The organism is Nocardiopsis sp. ATB16-24 (assembly GCF_030271535.1).
Lineage (GTDB): Bacteria > Actinomycetota > Actinomycetes > Streptosporangiales > Streptosporangiaceae > Nocardiopsis.
Genome location: NZ_JASCXJ010000018.1, coordinates 54,765 through 72,963 on the forward strand (window position 1 = coordinate 54,765; position 18,199 = coordinate 72,963).

9 protein-coding genes are annotated in these 18,199 nt (G+C 70.1%); 2 read left to right on the plus strand and 7 right to left on the minus strand.

The features are described from left to right. Nucleotides 1–297: 297 nt before the first annotated feature. Entirely contained in the window at nucleotides 298–1,962 is a 1,665-nt protein-coding gene (locus tag PFX91_RS18155) for an ABC transporter substrate-binding protein (protein ID WP_285733439.1), read from the minus strand. A gap of 349 nt (nucleotides 1,963–2,311) precedes the next feature. Between PFX91_RS18155 and PFX91_RS18160 the strand changes: the two genes are divergently transcribed. Continuing rightward, a complete protein-coding gene (locus PFX91_RS18160) occupies nucleotides 2,312–2,710 on the plus strand; it encodes a hypothetical protein (RefSeq protein ID WP_285733440.1) in 399 nt (132 codons plus the stop codon). A 72-nt stretch (nucleotides 2,711–2,782) separates the two neighbouring features. Here PFX91_RS18160 and PFX91_RS18165 read toward each other — a convergent pair whose 3' ends face one another. Beyond that, nucleotides 2,783–3,274, minus strand: coding sequence for a hypothetical protein (locus tag PFX91_RS18165; protein WP_285733442.1), 492 nt, complete (start codon nucleotides 3,272–3,274; stop codon nucleotides 2,783–2,785). A 107-nt stretch (nucleotides 3,275–3,381) separates the two neighbouring features. Continuing rightward, nucleotides 3,382–3,912: a gluconokinase gene (locus tag PFX91_RS18170; protein ID WP_285733444.1), complete on the minus strand. Its 531-nt coding sequence runs from the start codon at nucleotides 3,910–3,912 to the stop codon at nucleotides 3,382–3,384. A 139-nt stretch (nucleotides 3,913–4,051) separates the two neighbouring features. Here PFX91_RS18170 and PFX91_RS18175 point away from each other — a divergent pair, with 139 nt between their 5' ends. Beyond that, entirely contained in the window at nucleotides 4,052–4,780 is a 729-nt protein-coding gene (locus tag PFX91_RS18175) for a FadR/GntR family transcriptional regulator (protein ID WP_285733446.1), read from the plus strand. Nucleotides 4,781–4,815: 35 nt separating this feature from the next. Here PFX91_RS18175 and PFX91_RS18180 read toward each other — a convergent pair whose 3' ends face one another. The 4 genes from PFX91_RS18180 to PFX91_RS18195 form a co-directional block, all read right to left on the minus strand. Then, nucleotides 4,816–6,192: a GntP family permease gene (locus PFX91_RS18180; protein WP_285733447.1), complete on the minus strand. Its 1,377-nt coding sequence runs from the start codon at nucleotides 6,190–6,192 to the stop codon at nucleotides 4,816–4,818. Nucleotides 6,193–6,648: 456 nt separating this feature from the next. Beyond that, nucleotides 6,649–11,625, minus strand: a complete 4,977-nt coding sequence (locus PFX91_RS18185) for a non-ribosomal peptide synthetase (protein ID WP_285733449.1) — start codon at nucleotides 11,623–11,625, stop codon at nucleotides 6,649–6,651. A gap of 50 nt (nucleotides 11,626–11,675) precedes the next feature. Next, nucleotides 11,676–17,246: a type I polyketide synthase gene (locus PFX91_RS18190; protein ID WP_285733451.1), complete on the minus strand. Its 5,571-nt coding sequence runs from the start codon at nucleotides 17,244–17,246 to the stop codon at nucleotides 11,676–11,678. After that, complete coding sequence (locus tag PFX91_RS18195; protein ID WP_285733453.1) at nucleotides 17,243–18,091, minus strand: thioesterase domain-containing protein; 849 nt, start codon at nucleotides 18,089–18,091, stop codon at nucleotides 17,243–17,245. Before PFX91_RS18195 ends, PFX91_RS18190 begins: the two co-directional genes overlap by 4 nt. Between the last annotated feature and the right edge of the window lie 108 nt (nucleotides 18,092–18,199).

An 18,199-nucleotide genomic window follows, 5' to 3' on the forward strand; every position in this document is an offset into this window, starting at 1 on the left:
CGGGGTGTGGCGGGAGTTCGGATGGTCGGTCACGGGGTGGGACACCGAACGGCGCGCGCCCGCACGTGTGGTGCCGTGGGCGGTGACCGTCGGCGGAGGGTCGGGCCCCTCGCAGGAGATCGGGCGTCCGTGTGCCGTCCGCTCCCCGCGTCCCGCCGGCTCGGCGGACCGCGATCCCTCCCGGGTCGCGGTACGGGGGTCCCGCGGTGCCCGGGGCTCACCGCCCCGGGCACCGCACGGGCCCGACCGGTGTCCGGTCGGGCCCTCCCCACTCCCCTCACGGGGAGGAGGGGCGGGTCACTTCCAGGAGGCCTCGGAGAAGTTCTCCTGCGTCAGCGGGCTGACGTTGGGCGGGTTGACGTTCTCGGCGAAGGCGATGGAGGGCGGGGAGCTGGAGATGGGCAGCCCCGGCAGGATCTCCATGACCTGCTCGTTCAACTCCTGGTAGGCGGCGATGCGCTCCTCCTCGTTCGGGTTGGTGCTCGCCTCCTCCATGGCGTCGAACAGCTCCTCGTCGCGGAGGCCGAACTCACCGGTGTAACCGGAGAACCAGGTACCGATGAAGTTGTAGGCGTCGTTGTAGTCGCCGGTCCAGCCGAGCAGGTACAGCGGGCACTCACCGGAGTTGGTCTTCGGGATGTACTCGGTCCACTCGTAGGTGACCGGTTCCACCGTGACGCCGACCGCCTCCAGGTCCGCGGCGATGACGTCGAAGATGTCGCGCGGCGCGGGCATGTAGGGGCGGGTGACGTCGGTCGGGTAGCAGAACTCGACCGTCAGGTCCTCGTGCCCGGCGTCGGCCAGCTTCTCCTTGGCGAGTTCGGGATCGTACTCGAAGGTCCGCACGTCCGGGGACCAGCCGTCGAGGGTGTCGGGGTGGAACTGGGTGGCGACCTCGCCGCCCTCGGGGAGGATGGTGTCGACGATGCGCTGGCGGTCCACCGCGTGCGCGAGGGCCTCACGCACCTCGATGTCGGCGAGCGCCTCGTGGGCCTCCTGCTGGTAGGCCATGTAGAGGATGTTGAACACGTCGCGGGTGGGCACCTGGAAGCCGGCCTCGATCAGCGGCTCCACGTCGGCGGGCGCGACCAGGTCGTAGCCGTGGATGTCCCCGGCCTCCAGCGCCTGGCGACGGGCGTTCTCGTCGGGGATCGCGCGCAGGATCATCGTCTCGAAGCCGGCGGGCTCGCCCCAGTAGTCGTCGAAGCGCTTGAGGGTCACCTCGGCCTGGTCGTGGTCCCACTCCTCGACGGTGAAGGGCCCGGTGCCCGCGATCGTCCCGGCCGTCTGGCTGTACTCGGGAAGGGTGTAGTTGCCCTCCTCACCGGTGATCTCCTGGTCGGCGATGGCCTCCAGGGTGGTGGGGCTCATGATGCCGAACGCCGCGAGGCTGAAGCCACCGGGGAAGATCGAGGAGTACTCCGAGATCGTGATGACCGCGGTCAGCTCGTCCTCGGCCTCACAGGAGACGAAGCGGGCCTCGGGGGTGTCCTCGTTCTCGTTCTCGGCGAACCCGCCGAAGATCGACTGCCAGTAGTAGGAGTTGTTCGTGCTCTGGTAGCCGCCGGTGAGGTTGTACCAGCGGTCGAAGTTGGCACAGACCGCTTCGGCGTCGAGCTCGTCACCGTCGTGGAAGACGACGCCGTCGCGCAGGTGGAAGGTCCATACGGTGCCGTCCTCGGACTGTTCCCACTCCTCGGCGAGTCCGCCGATGATCTCGCTGCCGCCCGACTCGTGCTCCAGCAGGGTGTCGAAGACCTGTCGGCTGTAACGGTAGGTCTCACCGTCACTGGTGAGGAAGGGGTCGAGGGTGCTGATGTCACCGGCGGCCGCGAAGACGAAGGGTTCGGACTCGTCGGTACCGCCCTCGCGGGTGCTCTCGGCACACGCCGTGGCCACCATGGTGAGGGCCGCGGCCGAGGCCAGGAGGGCCAGCGGTTTTCGGGAAGACTTCGTGAACATGGTCCACCTCAATGTGGGGCCGGGTGCAGGGGAGGCCCTGGAACGATTGAGTGGACACTAGACCGCGCCGAGAGCGGCTGTGAAGGTAGACGGCTGGGTATTAATACAACCGTTTCACATCTGTGCCGCGATCCATAGACGTGTTTTCACCGACGACCTGTCGAGCGGAGGGCTTCCGTCACCACGCCTTATGGGTGACGCCCCGGTTCTTCGTCCGGGACACCTCCCAGAAAAGCGAAGCTTTCCATCCCATCATGGGATGAATCATGGCGATGTCGCGACCTCCCCTTTTCGACCATCGGAATTCCGGTGCCCGCGCCGAGGACGCGGCACTCTATGATGTGCCGATGTGACCACACCCCTTGACGACGCGGAACTGACCGCGTTCCTCGAAGGCCAGGAGTCCGCCTGGCTGGCCGAGCAGCTCATGTTGATCGCCGACGAGGATCCCCTCGTCCGGATCCGACTGACCGCCGCGGCCGGATCCGAGAAGGCCGTGGACGAGGCGCGCGACGCCGTTCTGACCGGCGTCGCCGACCATCTCCCGGAGGATCCGACCGAAGGCACCGACGCCCTGCACCGGGTTCTGGACGTGCTGGACGACCTCGCCGACTACGGTTTCGAGGACGAGTCGGCCGACATCGCCGACGAGGCGCGCGAGCTCTACCTCAGGCGCCACGGTGAGGACGGCGGCGAGCACCTGGCGCGGCTGCACGCCCTCGCCGACGGTGAGGAGGACCAGGGGTAGGGTGCCGGGGACGGAGTCCCCCGTCCCCGTGCCAGGGCGCCACGACCCCTCCACCGGGGACTCCTCGTCCGGTCACCGCATACACCAACGACGGACCTCGGTGCTCCACAGCGCGATGTTGACGGCGATGGAGGCGAGCGCGCCGAGAAGCCCGACGAGCATCAACGGCGTGTCCGCCAGGCGTGCGGCCATGTGCAGTGTCGCCAGGGTCAGGCCCAGCGCCACCACGGCCACGAACTGGGCGGTGCGCCACAGGATGTGACCTCCACGGCGCACCGGGACCGCCAGAGCGGCCAGGACGGCGCCCACCGATATCGCGACGACCATCAGGGTGAGCAGATCACCGGCGTGCTCCGCGGGAAGGCCGGCCCTGCTGTCCCAGGCGACGTAGGCGAGAAGGCCGTACGCGGGAAGGAGGGCGAACATCAGGACGCAGGTCTGCCGCACGTCCAACGGGGGTCGCACACCGGGTCGGCGCACCTCGACGAGGGCCGCCGTGGAGGCCCGGACCGACGCGAGGCGCTGGGAGATGACCGGTGTGGGGGACGAAACGGAATTCTGCATGCCGAACAGGGTCGCGCGCGCAACGTTCCCGTGCAAGGCGTCCACCGAACCCGCGTACGAATGGTGATCCGACGGTGATGTGTCCGCCACCGCGCCGCCACGGCCCCTCAGTCCACGACGCTCCGCGCCTTCGCCTCCGGCAGGCGCGATCGCACGTACTCCAAGGCCTGTTCGAGGAGCGTCTCGACGTCCTCACGGACGTCCATCTCCAACCCCGGCTCTCCGCTCTCCAACGGCTCCAGGGTGTCGAACTGCGATTGCAGCAACGCGGGCGGCATGAAGTGGTCCTTGCGGGTCTCCATCCGCTCCCAGATCACCTCGGGGCTCCCGCTCAGATGCAGGAAGTACACCTCGGGCGCGCCCCGGCGCAGGACGTCGCGGTAGTCGCGTCGCAGGGAGGAGCACGCCATGACGGTGGAATCACCGTGGGCGTCGTGCTCGGTGATCCACCCGGCCAGTTCGCGCAGCCACGGCCATCGGTCATGGTCGGTCAGGGCGATACCCGCGGCCATCTTGTCGATGTTGGCCGGTGGATGGAAGTCGTCGGCCTCGGCGAAGGGGAGTCCGAGCCGTTCGGCCACTCGTCGGGCGACGGTGCTCTTACCGCTGCCGGCGACTCCCATGAAGACGAAATGCATGGCTTCTCCGTGTCCTGGTGCCCCTGCACGGCCGCAAGCGCCACCATGAATAGTGATATCAATCAGTCCGGCTAGGCTTCAGCCTGACCCCTGGCCGGATGTGGCCAGGCCGGACCCGTCCCGGAGCCCGAGGAGAACGATGGGAACTGACCACCGCACGCTGCACAACCGGGTGCTGGCGGTGCTCGGGCCGGCCATCGCCGCAGGTGAGTACGCGACCGGTCACACCTTCACCCTCCAGGGCCTCGAACAGGACTTCGGCGTCTCCCGGACCGTCGCCCGCGAGGCCGTCCGTGTCCTGGAGTCCATGCGGCTCGTGGTCAGCCGCCCCCGCACCGGTATCCGTGTGCGCCCCCGCGGTGACTGGAGCGTCTTCGATCCCCAGCTGATCCGCTGGCGCCTGGCCGGACCGCAGCGGATGGAACAGCTCCGGTCCCTCAACGAACTGCGCTCCGCGGTGGAACCCGGTGCCGCCGCCCTGGCCGCCGAGCGCGGTGGCACCGAGGAACGTGCCGGGCTGGTCGTGATCGCCGACCAGATGGTCCGCACCGGCCGCAGTGGGGATCTGGAGGCCTTCCTCCAACTGGACATCACCTTCCATCGCCGCATCCTCGAACTGTCCGGCAACGAGATGTTCCTCGGCCTGTCCCAGGTCGTGTCCGAGGTTCTGGTCGGGCGCACCTCCTATCACCTGATGCCGCGCAACCCCCGACCCGAGGCCCTGCGATTGCACAAGGCCGTGGCCCAGGCCATCCGCGACGGTCTGCCCGACGTCGCGGAGGCGGCGATGCGCTCCATCGTCACCGAGGTCTCCGCGGCCCTGGAGGAGGAGCCCCAGGGCGACCTCGACACGCAGCCGGCGCGCTGACGGGGCGGGCGCCGGACCGCGCCCGCCCCGACGGCTCACAGCACGAGGCTGAGGCCGAACGCGAGCCCGAAACCGATGAAGCCGATCAGGGTCTCCATGACGGTCCATGTCTTGAGCGTGGTCTTGACGTCCATACCCAGGAAGCGTCCGACCAGCCAAAAACCCGAGTCGTTGACGTGCGACAGGGCGGTGGCCCCGGAGGCGATCGCGATGACGATCAGCGCCAGGTCGACCGAGGACAGGCCGGTGGAGGCCTGGACGGCCGGGGCGATGAGGCCGGCCGCCGTGGTGATGGCCACGGTCGCCGATCCCTGGGCCACGCGCAAGGCGAGCGCGATGACGAAGGCGGCCACGATGACCGGAAGACCGGTCGACTCCAGGGTGTGGGCCAGGGCGGCTCCGATACCGCTGGTGTGCAGTACACCGCCGAACATGCCGCCCGCACCGGTGATGAGGATGATGGCGCAGACCGGGCCGAGCGCCCCGCCGACGATCTCCTCGACCCTTTGGCGGGTGAAGCGGCCCCGGCTGAGTACGAGCATCGCGTAGATCACGGTGATGAGCAGCGCGACCGGGGTCTGCCCGATGAGCTGGGCCGCCTGCGTCCACAGGGCGTTCTCGGCGAAGACGCCGGTGGCGACCAGGGTGGTCACACCCGTGTTGGTGAAGATGAGCAGCATCGGCAGCAGCAGGACGCTGAGCACGGTGGCGAGACCGGGCGGGTTCTCGTGCGTGACCGTGCCGTCGGACATGATGTCCTCGGGAACCGGGAGCTCCCACTTCCTGCCCGCCCACAGGCCGAACAGATAGCTGGCGAGATACCAGGTGGGAACGGCCAGGACGAGGCCGACCAACAGCGTGAGGCCCATGTCGGCGCCGATCTCCACCGCGGCGGTGACCGGACCGGGGTGCGGGGGCACGAAGGCGTGCATGACCGCGAAGGCGCCCGCCGTGGGCAGGGCGTACAGGAGCACGGAACCGCCGACACGGCGGGCCACGCTGAAGACGATCGGCAGCATGACGATGAGGCCGACGTCGAAGAAGATCGGGAAGCCGAAGAGCAGCGAGGCCACTCCCAGGGCCATGGGGGCGCGCTTCTCCCCGAAGGCCTTGATCAGCACACCGGCCAGGACGGCGGCTCCGCCGGTGACCTCCAGCATGCGGCCGATCATCACTCCCAGGCCCACGAGCAGGGCGACACTGGCCAGAGTGGTGCCGAAGCCGCCCAGGAGTGTCGGCACCACCTCCGACACGGGGATGCCGGTGGCGAGCGCGGTCAGCAGGCTGACCAGGACGAGCGCGATGAACGCGTGCAGTTTGAAACGGATGATCAGGAACAGCAGGAGGGCGATGGCGCCCGCGGCGATCCCGAGGAGGGGGCCCGTTCCGTAAACGGGTTCGAAGTTCTCCACGGCGGAAGCCTTCCGTCGGTGTGCGTGGGTGTCGGGCCGCCTGGGGGTACGGCTTCGTCCCGCACGGAGGCAGGCGCCGAGAATGGTAATACCATTTGTGAGGTTCTGTGAACGCCGACGCTCTCACGTGTGACGAACACCAGGTCGCTCGGCTTCGAAAAAGCCGATCATATGATGACTTCCGCGTTTGGTGTGATGTATGACACCCCCAGCCCCAGGGGGCGCGGGGCGCCGATCCCGGCGGGCCGTTCGGAGGTCCCACGCCGCCCCTGGGGCGGGCTTCATCCGGCACATCCCCGCGCCAGGGGCGTTCTCACCCGGAGGATCGAGGGAGGAGCCGCTCATCCGACCCGGGCGAGGTGGCGGCGGACCACCTCACACCCGTGTCAGATGGAACAGACACCGGTGGACGGGCACCAGGGTCGATCCGCGCCGACTCCCTCGCCCCTCCCCCCGTTACCGCTTACCCCTCCGTGCCGCCCGTCTCATCCTTCCGGCCCGCTCCAGGACCTGGTTCCTCTGCGTGTCGCGTGCGGCCTCCTCTTCGCGGGGGGAGGAGTGCGCGTACCCGACGATGGCGCGCACCGTCCGCGCCGAGTAGACGACATGCGTCGGCACGTCCCAGCCCAACTCCTGCCGCAACCTCGCGGTCAGGGCGAGCACGGTGATGGAGTTGGCCCCCAGGCGGAAGAAGTCACTGTCGGGCGTGACCTCCCCCTGCCCCAGCAGTTCCTGCCAGATACGGACGACCGTGCCCGTCTCCGGGTGCTCGACGTACGGGCCGTCGACCACACCGGGACGATTCCGGACCTCGCTTCTCAAGGCGCCGTAGTCGAGCTTGCCGTTCTCCGTGAGGGGAAAGGCCTCCAACACGTGGACGAGATCGGGCACCAGGTAGCCCGGCACGCGCTCGTGCAGCCATCGTCGCAGCTCATGGCCGTCGATCCCGTCCGCCTCCACCGCGGCCCGCAGGGTGGACGTCCCCGCTATCCGCTCCGCGTACGCCGCGGCCCTGCGCACCGACGGATGCGCCTCCAACTCGGCCTCGACCTCGTCCGGTTCGACACGGTGGCCGCGGACCTTGACCTGGCGGTCGAGACGACCGAGGTACTCGAACGAGCCGTCGGGAAGCAGCCGGGCCCTGTCTCCCGTGAGATAGGCCCTCGCCCCACCGAAGCCCTCCAGGGTGACGAAACGGCGTGCGGTCAGCTCGGGGTCGTCGAGATACCCGTGGGCGAGGCCGTGGCCGGTGACCGCCAGCTCTCCCGGCACACCCACCGGCAGCGCGTTCAGAGCGTCGTCGACGACCACCGCGCCGGAACCGTCGACCGGCGGCCCGATGGGCGTCGAACGCAGGCCCGACAGGTCGCGAGAGACCCGGTAGCAGCAGGAGAACGTGGTGTTCTCCGTCGGACCGTAACCGTTGACGAGGTTGGCGCGGGGGACATGGGCCGAAGCCCGTACGAACAGGTCCGGGGGCACGGGCTCGCCACCCACCAGGAGGTGGGTCATACCGGCCAGCCGAGCGGGCTCGGCCTCCAGTAGCCTCTCGAACAAGGAGACGGTGAAGAAACCGGCGGTGACACCGTGGCGTTCGACCGCCTCGCACAGCCTCCTGGGGTCTTGCAGCTCCCTGTCGCCGGGCACCACGAGCCTGCCTCCGTTGGCCAGGGCTCCCCAGAGCTCGAACGTGGCCGCGTCGAAGGAGGTGTTGGAGACCAACATCGTGGTGTGGCCGTGGTCCAGTGGCAGGGTGCGGTTGCCGCGGACGAGGCGTACGACGGCCTTGTGCGGGACCCCGACGAGCTTCGGTTCCCCACTCGTGCCGGAGGTGGGCATGACGTAGGCGAGGTCCTCGGGCCCCGGGGCCGCCGCCACCTTCTCTCCGCTCGAATCCGTTCGCGCTTCGAGGGCGTCCACGAGGACACACGGCAGCTGCTCGGACAGACCGAGGTCCTCGGCGATGTCCGATCGTGTCACCCAGGCGCTGACCGCGGCACGTCCGACCAGCCGGGGAAGGCGGGTCCGGGCGTGCTCAGGGGCCAGGGGCAGGTAGGGGGCACCCGTGCGCAGCACGGCGAGCAGCGCGGCGGGCAGATCGGCGCACTTGTCCAGGACGACGGCCACCGGACCGTGTCCGTCGGGGACCGTGCGCCCCAGGGCGAGGGCGATCCGGTCGGCGCGCTCGCTCAGCTCCCGGTAGGTGATCCGGTGGTCGCCCTCCTGGACGGCGACCGTCTCCGACCGCTCCCGCACTTGTTCGGCCACCAGGTCCACGACGCTCTCACCGACCGCCTCCGTGCTCGGCAGAGCCGTCGTCCTGATGAGCTCCTCCTCGTCCGGGCCGAGGTGTGGCAGATCGGCCAGCGGAGCGTCGGGATCGGTCATCGCCGCCGCCCAGAAGCCGCTGAAGGCCTCCGCCACGGACTCCAGAGCGCCGGGCGCGCATGCGGTCCCGACCCATTCGACACGGGGTGGGCCGTCGCCCCCTTCGTCCAGGAACAGAGTGAGTTCGTGGTGGGAGTTCGAGGGCAGACCCGGCCACCTGCGGATCCGTTCCTCTCCTCCGTCCTCGCCGGCTTCGGGAAGCCCCTGGACCCGCTGTGCCAGGACGACCCTGGCGTGCGCGGGGTTCTCCCGACGCGTTCCTTGGTTCAGGTCCGCGGCCATGTCCTCGAAGGAGAGGTCGCGGTGTTCCATCGCCTCCCGAAAGAGGCTCGCCACCGCCTCCAGGTAGGTCCGCAGACTCCGCCCCTCGCCGGCCCGGTCCACATGGTCGCGCACCGGGAGCAGGTTCACCATGTGTCCGATGGCATCGGTGCAACCGATGTCGTGACGCCGGGACACGGCAACCGAGACGGTGTTGTCAGGATGGCCCTGACGACGCCGGGAGAGGGCCTTGAACACCGCGAGGACGAGAACGAACGGCGTCGTTCCGGACTCACGGGCCAGTTCCCGTGCCCGCTCCCAGAGGGGGAGTCCTCGTGTGAGGCGGAACCGTCGCGTTCGGTCCGCGTCCCGTTCCATCGGTGAAGGCAGGGCGGGCACGTCCGGGACGTCCCTCAGTCGCTCCTTCCAGTAGGCCAGGAGCGCCTCGGCGCGCTCGGGGTCCGGACCCGCCAGTGCCTTGATCGAAGCGGTGCCGGGAACACCCTCTGACCGGGAACCGGTCGGTCGTCCCTCGCAGGCGTGGACCAGATCGCGTTCGAGGATCGCCGCCGACTCTCCGTCGAACACGAGGTGGTCGGCCGCGAAGAGCAACGCCCCGAATCCGGGCCCCCGGAGCAGTTCGGCCGTCCACGGCCGAGACCCCGCGTCCAAGCGCCGGGTGAGCGCCTCACGGACCCGTACGTCCACCTCCGACCTGTCCGCCACGCGGACCACGGGCAGGTCCACGGAGACCGTTTCGGCGACGTGCTGGGCGAGAGTCCCCTCCTCGGTGCGTCGAAAGGTCGTCCGCAGGGCCTCATGCCGGGCGACGACCTGTTCCAGCGCCTCACGCAGACACTCATCGGAGAGGGACTCCGGTATGTACAGCGCGTGCACCACCGTGGTCGCCGACGAGTCCGGGTGGAGTTCACGCCAGGCCCACAGTCCTTGCTGCGCACGGGTCGCGGGGTAGCGCCCGGTGGACGCGGGAGGCTCCGTTGCCCGAGGAGAGGTGTCCATGTCCGCCAGGGCGCGGACGGTACGTGCCGACAGCACGTCGGAGGCCGTGGCGGGTATCCCCTCCTCCCGTAGCCGGACGGAGATGCGCACCGCGTCCAGGGACACGCCGCCCAACCAGTGGAAGTCGTCATCGACACCCACCTCGTCGAGGCCCAGCGCACCGGCCCAGGCCCGGCACATGAGTCGTTCCCGAGGTGTGCTCGCCGCCACGTACGGAGGGCCGTCCGTAGGCCGACGCCGTCCCTCGGCGAAGAGGGCCTCCACGTCCACCTTCCCGTTACCGGTCAGCGGGAAGGCGGAGGTGACGACCACACGGGAGGGCACCATGTAGGCGGGGAGTTCGGCCGCCGCGTGTTCCCTCAGGGAGGAGGGCCGCGTGTCCTCGTCCGCCTCCACCGCCGCGACCACCTTCCGTCGCCCGGGATCGCCGACCACGCCGACGACACAGCGGCGCACCCCCGGCACTCGACTGAGGACCGCCTCGATCTCACCCGGCTCCACGCGGAACCCGCTGACCTTGACCTGGTCGTCCCTGCGCCCGACGAACTCCAGTTCACCGCCGGGCAGAAGACGGCCGTAGTCCCCCGTCCGATAGGCCCGCCGACCGTCCAGGAGGACGAACCGCTCCGCCTCCTCCGCCTCGTTCCTCCAGTAACCACGTGCCAGGCACGCGCCCGACACCACGATCTCGCCGACTTCGCCGGACCCCACCGGGCGCAGGCTCTCGTCCAGGAGGACGACACCGCTCCCCGCCACGGGCTTCCCGATGGGAGTCCGCCGAGCCGGATCCGACACCCGGTCGAACAGGTGGAGGGTGGCGGTGATGGTGGTCTCCGTGGGACCGTAACCGTTGACGACTCGCAGCCCGGGGCAGGCCTGACGAAAACGCTCCAGGACCCCCTGGGAAAGGGGTTCGACTCCCACCAGCACGCGCTTCAGGCCGAGGCCGCCGAGGTGTTCGGCCGCCTCGACCACGGGAGCCACCAGACCGGGGGGAACGTAGACGCTGTCGATGTCACGGTCGGACAGGAACCGCCACAGTTCCTCCCCTCCTCGGAGGGACGAGGGCGGGGGCACGTGGAGTGTGCCGCCGTAGGCGAGAGTGGAGAAGATCTCCCACACCGACACGTCGAATGCCGTGGGCGCGACCAGGCAGCCGGCGAACTCCGAGGGCGAGGGCGCCAGCGCCTCGTAGGAGTCCAGCATGTTCAGCACGCCGGCGTGCTCGACGAGGACGCCCTTGGGCCGCCCGGTGGAACCCGACGTGTACATCACGTACGCGAGACCGTCCGAGGGACGGGACACGGGAGGAGGTACCGGGGCATCCGCCGGTGGTCGCTCCACCTCGTCCAACCGCAGGCAGGGTCGCCCGCCGTCATAAGAGGCACGAGGGTCGGCGACGACCAGGGCGTCGGGCTCCAGGTCGGCGATGAGCAGTTCGCGGCGTGAGGCCGGGAGTGCGCTGTCCACCACGCAGTAGGCGGCGCCGGCGTACAGCACCCCGAGCAGGGCCACGACCGTCTCGGCCTCCCGTCCGCCGAGAACGGCGACCCGCCCTCCGGGACGCACCCCCCGCTCCGCCAGGGCGGTGGCCGATGCGGCCGCTCTGCCGAGCAACCGGGAGTAGGTCAGACCCGGCCCCGTGGCGGGACGGAGTGCCTCCCGGTCGGGGTGGAGCGCGGCCTGCCTGGCGAACGCCTCCTGGAGCGTGCGCGGTCGTCCCTCGCCGTCCCAGTGGTCCCGTTGACGGCTTGGCAACTTCATTGAGGCTCCTCCTCGGGTCTTCGGCGGTCGTGTCCCAGGCGCGTCCGGTGTCAGGGGCGCCATACGAAACGGCCCGAGGCGGCGGGGCCACGCCGGTCGAAGAGCTCTTCGACCGGGGTCCGGGGGCCCCTTTCCGCCAAGAGTTCGAGAAAGCGTGTGACGCGCGCCAGCAGGCGTTCCACGCTGGAGGGAAGGTACCGGTCGGCCGCGTACAGGGCATGGACCAGCAGTCCATCGCCACGGGGCAGGAATTCCACGGCCAGCGGGAACTTGGGGGTGGTGGGCAGGGGGACGTCGATCGGCCGCACCCCGCCGTCCGTCGACTCGGTGTCGAACATGGTGGCGATGACGGCGAACAGAGGGTTGTCCTCGTCCCCGCCGCCTCGGCCCAGGTGGTGGACCAGGTCCAGGTACGGAACGTCGGCGTGGGTGAGCGACTCCGAGAACACGGCCCGTGTCCTGTTCAGTACCGACCCGAGTGTCTCCTCCGCCCCTTCCCCGCCCACGTCCAACCTCAGCACGACGGGATCGACGAACATGCCCACGACGCCCTCGAACTCCGCGCGGGCCCGGTTGGCCCGGTTGGTGCCGATGACGACCTCGGATTCTCCGCACCACCGGGAGAGGGCCAGCGCCAGTCCGGCCAGTCCCGCGGTGTAGAGGGTGGCCCCGGCCTCGCGGGTGATGCCGCGCAGGGCTTCGAGTACGGACGACGGTAGGAGACGCGTCGCGACCGCCACCTCGCGGGGCGCGTCCTCGGCGATCTCACGGTCGGCCGGCGGGACGGTGGGGCCGACATCCGCCAACCGGTGCTTCCAGTGGTCCAGGTTTCCCGGGTATTGGGGGGCCGCACGGATATCGTGCTCCCACTGGACGAAGTCGCCGTACCCGCCTGGAGCCGCCGGTTCGGGCAGGAGCCTTCCCTCCAGAAGGTCCTCCAGCTCTTCCTGGATGATCTTGATGGACCAGGCGTCGATCGAGATGTGGTGGCAGACGAAGAGGACGTGCACCGGGCCCTTCCGGCTGTGCGTTATGAGCACGCGGGTGGAGAAGGACGCCAGATCGAAGGAGAGGTCCACCCGGGTACGGGCCGTGGCCGCGAAGGCTTCCACGGGATCACCGTGATCCAGCTCCTCCACCTCGACGGGCACGTCTTCCACGCCGAGCACGACACGCCGGGGGACCTGATCCTCGTCCCAGCGGTAGGCCGAGCGCAGGACCTCGTGCCGGGCGAGGAGCTCGCGGACGGCCTCCCGTGTCCGCTCGACGGTGAAGCCGTCGGGCAGTACCCAGCCGAAGGGGACGTTGTAGTCCGTCCTGTCGGGGTCCAGCTGGTAGAGGTACCAGAGGCGCTGCTGCATGCTGGACATGGCGCCCTCCCCCACCCTGTCCGCCTCATCGCCCGTCGTCCGCGGCCCGGGCTCCTCGGCCAGGTCGACGATGTCCGCGACCGACTCGGCCGCCAACAGGGTGCCCAAGGACACGCTCCCGCCCAGGGCCGGCCTCAAGCGGGCGGCGATCTGCATCATCTGCAAGGAGTCGATGCCCAGACTGGCGAAGCTCCGGCCCAGGTCGACGTGCTCGTGTCCGCTGACCTCCCGGACCGTGGCCAGGACGATGTTCGAGGTCTGGTCCTTCGAGGGGTCCTCCGTGTCGAGCCGTGCCGCCTCGGCGACCTTGGCCAGTTCCTCCTCCACCAGCGCGCGCCGCGACTCCACGTCGCGGACCGCGGGGACCACGACCGGCCTATCGACGCGCAGACTCCTGAGGAGCAGTGCGGCGCCGTCCGCGGTCCCGAGTCCGTCGGCGGTGCTTCCACCGTCACCGTTCCAGCCGTCCCAGACCGCCGAGATCCACCGCCCGCCCGGCCCGTCCGCCTCGGTGGCGAGCGCGTCCAGATAGGCGTTGGAACTGACGTAGGCGCCGAAACGCAGTGCGCCGATGATCGTCGATATGGAGGAGAAGAGGACGACGAAGTCGTGGTCTCGCCCGTGCAGGGCACGGTACAGGCCGGCGGCCCCCACCACCTTGGCCTCGGTGAGGTCGAGCGCGGAACCGGTGTCCAGGTCCGCCAGGAGCGGGAAGTCCCCGGTCTCGGTGTGCGCGGCCAGATGGAAGACTCCGTCCACCCGCCCGTGTTCGGTCGTGAGCTGATCCAGCAGTCGCTCCAGTGCCCCTGGTTCGACCAGGTCCACCTTGCGGTGGACGACGACGCAACCGCGATCCCGCGCTGTGTCGAGCAGGGACCGCACATGCTCGTCGGGTACGCGATCGGGGTCCCGTCCGGTGAGGACGATGGTGGCCCTCACCTGTGAGGAGATGGCTTCGACCACCACGGGACCCAGCTTGCCGGTGCCTCCCAGCAGCAGGTAGGTGCCCCCTTCCTTGAGGGGGCAGGGCAGGTCCTCTGTGGCGGGTTCGTGGAAGAGACGGTAACGGATGCCCTGACGCAGGGCCAGGTCACGCCCTCCGGGAGAGGCCAGCTCTGCGACGATCGCCTCGACCTCCTTCTCCGGAGACTCCGCGGACCGCGGGTCCAGGTCGACGGTGGAAACGGTCAGTCCCGGCCATTCGTGCGGCGCGCACCTGATCAGGCCGACCACCGCGGAGGACCCGGCGTCACCGGATTCTCCGGGTGTCACGGAGCACCGTCCCCGGGTCACCACCATCAGCCCGGACGGAGCGCTCTCACGCAGATGGCGCAGAGGGCGCATCAGACCGTGTTCCAGCCATGCCTCCAGTGCCGGACGGTCCAGAGGGGCGCCGACGGCCGTGTCCGGTGCCGTCAGGGTGAGGTCCACCAGGACCGGAGCCGGACCGTCCGGATCGGGCAGCGGTACGGAGGAGGGGTCGGAGAGCGACCGCGCGTCCACACCGGCGTCGGCCAGCCGCGCGGCGAGCGCGGGGCCGAGCCGGTCTCCCTCCGTGTGCCGGATGAGCACGCGGGAGGGCAGTGTGCCACGGGCCCCGCCCGTCGGCGCCGGGTCGGGACGCCACACCGGTACGTCGAGCACCCGGTCCGACCGCGTGCCGGGCCGGACGGACGCGGGCGTATGCCCGGCGGGTGTGTGGTTCCACAGGCGGCGCCTCTGGAAGGGGTAGGGGGGCAGGATCGTGAAACGCTCGCCTCGCGTGCCGTTGGCGAGGTCCCAGCGAACCGGTGTCCCCCTGACCCACGCCTGGCCCACTCCGCGGAGCAGGCCGGTCAGGGGGGCCTCACCGTCGACCGCTCCGACGGTGAGGGCTTGTCCACCGTCGACGTTCCTGCGCACCAGCTTGGTGAGGGAGTCGCCCGGTGAGGCTTCGACGAAGTCGGTGTACCCGGCCTCACGCAGTGTCCCGAGGGCCTGCCGCAACCGGACGGGGCGGCACAGGTGCCGCACCCAGTGGTCGGGGTCCTCGGCTTCTCCGGGGTTCGACCAGGAACCGGTGAGCGTGGACACCACGGGGCGCCGCGCGGGTTCGCGCCGGACGGAGGTCAGTACCTCCCGCAGTTCGGCACCCGCCTCCGACATCAGGGCGCTGTGCGGTGCGATGCGGCCGGGCAGGACGCGGGCGTCGATCCCATGATCGAGCAGAGCGGTGAGCTGTGCGCCGACCGAGTCCACCGGACCGCTCAACAGGACCCGGTCGGGGGCGTTGTCCCCCGCCAGTTCCATTCCTGGCAGAAGCAGGTCGACCGCCTTCTCGGCGGAGCACGACACCGCCACCATGCGGCCCTCGGGGGTGGCCCGCATGAGTCGGTCACGGGCGGCGAGAACGACCATGAGCTCCTCCCTGCCGAAGACCCCTGCCAGGTGTGCGGCGGCGTACTCGCCGACGCTGCTGCCGCACAGCGCTCCGGCCTCGACCCCCAGGTCCTCCAGGAGTCGGACCAGGGCCACCTGTACCGCGGCCAGGGAGGGCTGATAGGCCAGCTCGCGCATGCCCGGGTCTCTTCCGCTCACTCCGTCCAGGAGTTCGCGGTCGGACATGCCGTGCGCTTCGGCGAAGCTCCTGATCTCATCGCGGAACACCCCGAAACGCTCATAGAGGTCCCAGGGCGCGTAGGACACCTCCGCTCCCTGCCCGGCGAAGAGGAACGCCAGAGCGGGCGCCTGTTCGGGCGCGGGTCGCGTCTGGACCGGACCGGTGAGGGAGCGTCGCGCCTCGGCGGGGTCGCCGACGACCGCGACGCGGCGGTGGGCCCGCTCCCTGCGCCCGGCGCCGAGCGTGTGCGCGACCTCGGTGAGGTTTCGGCCGGAGGCGTCGATGAGGTCCGCCACATCCGCCGCGAACCCGGCCAGGGAAACCGGATCGTGAGCGGACAACGGCAGGGCCACCGGACCCGTGTGCCTTCCGGGGGTGTCGTCCCGGGCCGGGCCGTAGTCCTCGACGATGACGTGCGCGTTGGTGCCGCCGACCCCGAAGGAGCTCACACCCGCGCGGCGAGGTCCCTCCGTGGGCCAGGGGGTCGCGGCCCTCGGCACACGGAAGGGGGAATGGTCCAGATCCAGTTCGGGATTGGGGTCGTCGAAACCGAGGAGAGGGGGGATGACCCCTTCCTTCACCACGTGCACGGCCTTGACCAGGCCGGCGACCCCGGCGGCGCGGTCGAGATGACCGAAGTTGGCCTTGAGCGACCCCAAGGCGCAAAAACCGGTCCGCTCCGTGAACAGCCCGAAGGCGGACCGAGCCGCCTGGATCTCGATGGGATCGCCCAGGCGCGTCCCCGTTCCGTGCGCTTCCAGGTAGCCGATGGTCTCAGCCGGCACATCGGCGGCCGCCAGGCAGGTCGCGATCACATCGGACTGGCCCTGGACGTTGGGTGCCATGAAGCCCGACTTGGCACGCCCGTCGTTGTTGACGGCGCTTCCCCGGATGACCGCGTGGACCGGACGTCCCGAGGCCAACGCGTCCCCCAGACGCTGCAAGGCGACCACCGCGCCTCCGTTGCCCGGGACCGCGCCCCTGGCTCGGGCGTCGAACGGCAGACACCTGCCGTCGGGGGAGGTGATCATGCCCTCCTGGTGGACGTAGCCCAGGTGCTGGTCGGGGTCCACGGAGACGCCTCCGGCGAGGGCGATGTCGCTCTGCCCTCCACGCAGGCTCTGGCAGGCCATGTGAACCGCCACGAGCGAGGACGAGCAGGCCGTCTGCACGTTCACCGCCTCGCCCCGCAGGTCCAGGAGATAGGCGACCCTGGTGGCCAGGAAGTCCGGGCTGTTGGCGATCATCCGTTGGTAGCGCGCGTTCTCGTCCCCGGTGCCTCCCGGCTCGGGGCGGTACCGGCTCGGCGCGGCCGCCGCGTACACCGAGACCGGGGCGCCCCCGTCCGGTACCACGGCCGACGCCTCCAAGGCCTCCCAACACATCTCCAGGAACAACCGGTGCTGCGGGTCCAGAAGCTCGGCTTCGGCCGGGCTGACACCGAAGGCCTCGGGGTCGAACAGGTCCTGGTCGGCGACCAGGCCCCCCGCGAGGACCCTGCCCTCGCCCGTGGGTCCCTCCCACCTGCTGACGCACTCGTCACCGTCGCGGCATGCGGCCCAGAACGAGGGGATGTCGGGGGCCTGGGGGAATCTGCCCGACATCCCGACCACCGCGATGTCGAACTCGGGGTCGTAACCGGTTTCGTTCATGTCAGAGCTCCCGCACTCCAAGGTCCAGTGGCGTTCGGTCCTCCGTCGTCCCCCGAGACGGAGAGCGAGGACAGCAGCCGGGCGACGAAAGGCGCGTTCTCCTGGCTCATCACGCTGTAGTGGGTGCCGGGCACCCAGGCGATCCGGGGCGCCGAGCCGAGCGCGGCCGACCACCCCAGGTCCTCCGGAGCGTCGTGCCACCCCTTCTCGTCACGCCCTCGCACCAGCAGGAAAGGGGCGCGGGGACGCACCGCGTCCCATCCCCGGCGTACGACCTCCAGGTGCCAGAGATAGGCGTCGACGAAGGGACGGAGGTCGTCGGCCTCCACGGCGTCCGTTCCCCGCTCTCCCCGCAGCCACGCCGCGATCGTCTCCAACGCGTCCTCGACCGTCTCCGTCCGCCGGGCCAGTTCCTCGGGGAACACGGCCGGGTCCACCTCGAAGAGTCCCGCGAGGCGGCCCAACAGCGTTTCCTCCCGCGAACCCAACAGGTCGGGGGTGCCCGAGTCGATGGCGGCCACACCCAGGATCCGATGTCCCTCGGCCTCGGCGAGGGCGGCCATGGCCACGGCCACCGGGCCCCCGAAAGACCATCCCGCCAGCACCAACGGTCCGGGATCCTCCCGCCGCAGCTGGCCCCAGTAGCACTCGGCCAGAGCTTCGACGGCGCACAGCTCCGGCGGGCCCGGTTCGAGGTTCTCGTACGCGTAGACCGCGCTTCGGCCCGCGAGGTGCGGGAGCAGGCGACGGAAGGAGGTGGAGAGCCCGCTGGCGGGATGGACGAGGGCGATGGCCGGCTCGTCGCCCTCCCGTAGCAGGACAAGGTTGTCGCTCTTGTGGTTCATCTGCTTTCCACATGGGTGGACCGGAGCGTGCCCGCCCCGGGCGTGCGGGCGCTTCCCCGTAGGACGCGGTCCGACGCCTAGGGGGCGGGCACGAGCCCCTGTCATGAG